This window comes from Protofrankia sp. CiT1 (assembly GCF_917627335.1).
GTDB lineage: Bacteria > Actinomycetota > Actinomycetes > Frankiales > Frankiaceae > Protofrankia.
This window is the reverse complement of sequence record NZ_CAKJTP010000040.1, coordinates 32,082-36,076: the sequence shown is the minus strand read 5'-3', so window position 1 is coordinate 36,076 and position 3,995 is coordinate 32,082. Positions and strand designations below refer to the sequence as shown.

Genomic DNA, 3,995 nt, shown 5'->3' with positions numbered 1-3,995 from the left:
CCTCACCGCTCGGCTCGGTGCTCGCTGGAGCGCTAGCTGGATGATCTGGAGCGCAGCTGGATGATCTGGAGCGCTAGCTGGGTGATACTGTCACCAACCCGTGAGCAACGAGCGGCTGCGCGTGGCGTACATCCTTCTCGGAGCGCCTGGTTACAGCGAGACCTTCATCTCGGCGGAGGTCCACGCGGTCCGCGCGGCCGGCGTCGAGGTTGAGCTCTTTGCCATCCGTAAGGGCGACGGCGGTTCCCGCCTTGCGCAGGCCGCTCTCGTGTCGTGCGCGTTGGTCCGTCGTCCGCTGAAGGTGTTCACCCATGCGTTCGGACTCGGCCCGTCATACGGGGCGCGGGCTTTTCTCGCCGGAGCGTCCGCCGTGTCGCTGCTCAGGGACATCGCAACATTCGATCCAGACGTCGTTCACGCTCATTTCGTGAATCTCCCCACGGCGGTTGCCGTTCTGACCGCCGACGACCTCGGCAAGCCGGCCACGGCTACCGCACACGCAGCCGACTTCATGCTGGAGCGGAAGCCGGGCGCTCTCGAACGGCGGATCAGGCGGCTGGACCATCTGTTCGCCGTCTCGGCGGCTGCCTTCCGGCAACTGAATGACCGTGGCGTGAGCATGTCGGAGGTTCCCCACAGCATCGTCCGAGCCTCGTTCGACGGAGTGTTCGGTGAGACCGCGGGACTCGGTGAGACCGCGGGACTCGGTGAGACCGCGCTCGTCGACCACACGTGTGGATGGCTTGTACCGCCGATCGATCCCGAGGCCGTGGCCGACGCGATCAGAAATGTGATCCGGTCACCTGAGGAGGCCGCACTCCGCGCGTCGGCTCTGCGCTGTCGGATCAGGTCCGAGTTCTCCCCCGAGTTGCAGGCCACCAGGCTCATTGATACGTGGCGCCGCCTTGCTGATAGCACGTGAGCGGATACCCCGGTGACGGCGCGGCCGGTCGGGTCGGTGTTCATCGTCCAGCCGACGGCGGATCCGTCCCGGCCGTGGCGAGACTGAGCGCGGGCGGCTGCGATTCGTCCGGGCCGCACAACGGCGCGGCCTCCAGCGGACAGCGGTGGACGGCGACGGCGGGCGCCCGCGTGGGGGCCGGCCGGCGGATCGTGAGGAAGGCGAGCAGGCCGCCGGTCACGCACATCCCCGCTGTGATCGACATGGCGGTGTGGAAGCCGGCTACCAGCTTGTCGGGGTTGTGGTAGGCGCTTGTCGAGATGCCCGCGACGACGGGCAGCGCGGCCACGGCAACGAGACCGGCCGCGCGGGAGACGTCGTTGTTGACCGCGGAAGCCACCCCCGCGTGTGCGTCGCTGGCGGCGGCGAGGACCGTGGATGTCAGCGGTGCCACCGTCAGCGACAGCCCCAGCCCGAACACGGCCATCGCCGGCAGTACCGTGCCGATGTACGTGCTGGTGACGTCGACCCGGGTGAGCAGCGCCAGGCCGGTACCGGCGACGATGGGGCCGACGGTCATGGGCAGGCGGGGCCCGATGCGTTGGGCCAGGCGCCCGGCCCTGGCCGACAGGGTGAGCATCAGGATCGTGACCGGGAGCAGGGCCGCGCCGGCCTCGATCGGAGAGAACCCGACGGCGTTCTGCAGGACGACCGGAAGCAGGAAGATCGAGCCTCCCAGCGCGGCGTAGACGACGAACGTCACCAGATTGGCGGCGCTGAACTGGCGGGAGGAGAAGATCTCCAGCGGCAGCATCGGATGGGGGCTGCGCCTTTCCACCACGACCATCGCCACCAGGGCCGCCACCCCGCCGACACCGGTGACGAGCACGGTCAGCGATCCCCAGCCCAGGCTGCTGCCCTCGGTGAGCGCATAGATCACGCCGGCCAGGCCCAGCGCGGCCAGGGCCGCCCCGGGCAGATCGAGCCCGGTGGCTGGACGGGGATTGCGGGTTTCCGGCACATGGCGCAGCGCCACCCAGACCACGACGGCGCCGAGGGGCAGATTGATCAGAAAGATCAGCCGCCAGGAGACCGCCTGGACCAGCCAGCCCCCGAGGAAGGGGCCGATCGCGATGGCGACGCCACCCAGGCCTGACCAGGCGCCGATGGCCGCCGAGCGGTCCTCGGGACGAAAGCTCGCCTCGATGATCGCGAGGCTGCCAGGGGCCAGCAGGGCGCCGCCGACCCCCTGCAGCGCCCGGGCCGCGATCAACAGGCCGGCTGTGGGTGCGACCGCGCACAGCATGGAGGCGGCGGCGAACCACAGCACGCCGATGAGGAACACCCTGCGGCGGCCGTAGCTGTCGCCGAGCGAACCGCCGAGCAGCAGGAAGCCGGCGAGGGTGAGCGTGTAGGCGTTGACCGTCCACTGTAGCCCCGACAGGCCGGTCCCGAGGTCGGCGCCGATCCGGGGAAGGGCGATGTTGACGACGGTGGCGTCGAGCGCGGCGATGCTCGACCCGAGCACGGTGGCGAGCAACACCCAGCGTCCGGCCGGCGAAGCGTAGCGAAGGTTGGTATCCGTAGCCCTATTCTCCAGCACATCGACGCGGCCGGCCACTGGACAGCCGGCCACTGGACAACGGGCGTTTGAACGGGCGACGGCTGTTTGGGCAACCGCGGTGCCACAGCCAATCAAGCGATAGCGACCAGGACACGAATCTTGACCATCGGCGCTTGCGGGAGCCAGCATAGCGCGTGTCCTTCGCGAGTACCGCTTTCGGCTGACTACACCGCCGGTTCTTCGCACCGAACGGAGCTGCACGTGGACCTCGCCGGCACTGGGCGCACCGCCACAACCGCGGTGGAAGACATCACCGGGGTTCAGCACGCTGTTATTGACGCTTTTAGCCCCGGCTGGCGGCACGACCCCTACCGAAGCTATGACATTCTGCGGGCGGCCGGTCCGTTTGTCCCGGGGCCGCTCGGCCCGTCGCTCGTTCCCGGCTATGCCGAATGCGACGCGATACTGCAGAATCCGGCCTGGAGCCACGCCGAGGAGTCCGAGCTGCTCCACCCGGACAGTGACGTGGAGCTGCCGGGCTCCTTCCTCTGGATGGAGCCCCCGGACCACACGCGGCTGCGGGGGCTGGTGAGCAAGGCGTTCACCCCCCGCCGGATCGAGGGGATGCGCGGGCACGCCGAGCAGGTCGTGGCGAGCCTGCTCGAGCGGGCGTTGGCCGACGGCGAGGTGGACCTGGTCGAGGCGCTGGCCTACCCGTTGCCGTTGACGATGGTGTGCGAGCTGCTCGGCGTGCCCGCGAGCGAGCACGCCGCCATCCGCCGGATGTCGGCCGGTATTGCCCGCGGGCTCGATCCCGACGCCCTGATGTCCCCGGACGAGCTCGCGAACCGGACGGCCGCCGTGGGGGAGTTCCTGGATTTCTTCGGCGCGCTGGTCGCGGACCGCCGGGCCCGGCCCCGCCAGGACCTCATCAGCGCACTTGCGCAGGTCGAGGCCGAGGACGAGGACGACCGCCTGACAGCCGCGGAAATGCTCGGCACCCTGCTCGTGCTGGTCGTCGCCGGGCACGAGACCACGGTCAACCTCATCAGTAACGGGATACTCGCGCTGATCCGCCATCCCGACCAGTTCGAGCTCCTGCGCCAGAGGCCGGGCCTCGCGCTGCCGGCAGTGGACGAGATGCTGCGTTATGACGCTCCCGCGCAGCTGACGACCCGCACAGCACGCCAGGAGATCACCCTTTCCGGGCACACGTTCGCTCCCGGGGACAGCCTCATCCTGATGCTCGGCTCCGCGAACCGGGACCCGGACGCCTTCACCGACCCCGACCGCCTGGATCTGACCCGATACGCCCAGCGGGCGCGGGTGAACCGCCATCTGGCCTTCGGGCTGGGGCTGCACTACTGCATCGGTGCGTCGTTGGTACGGCTCGAAGTGGAGGTCGCGCTGCGTGCCATCGCCCGGCGGGTGTCCGCGATCACACTGCTCGCCGATCCACCCCCCTACCGCCCGAACCTCGTGGTCCGTGGCATGTCGGAACTTCCCGTGCGCCTGACCGCGGCCGTCTGA

General features: G+C 69.6%; 3 protein-coding genes. 2 read left to right on the top strand and 1 reads right to left on the bottom strand.

The window, feature by feature from the left end; translation table 11 throughout:
• Nucleotides 1-100: 100 nt before the first annotated feature.
• Entirely contained in the window at nucleotides 101-922 is an 822-nt protein-coding gene (locus MJ785_RS09445; protein ID WP_239380476.1) for a glycosyltransferase, read from the top strand.
• Between the two features lie 40 nt (nucleotides 923-962).
• On the opposite strand, the gene MJ785_RS09440 is transcribed toward MJ785_RS09445, so the two are convergent.
• The gene (locus MJ785_RS09440; protein WP_239380474.1) at nucleotides 963-2,444 is read right to left on the bottom strand and encodes an MFS transporter; all 1,482 of its coding nucleotides are present in this window, start codon (nucleotides 2,442-2,444) and stop codon (nucleotides 963-965) included.
• Nucleotides 2,445-2,726: 282 nt separating this feature from the next.
• On the opposite strand from MJ785_RS09440, the gene MJ785_RS09435 reads away from it, so the two are divergent.
• Nucleotides 2,727-3,995 carry a cytochrome P450 gene (locus tag MJ785_RS09435; RefSeq protein WP_370652906.1) on the top strand — a complete coding sequence of 423 codons (1,269 nt, stop codon included), beginning with the start codon at nucleotides 2,727-2,729 and terminating at the stop codon, nucleotides 3,993-3,995.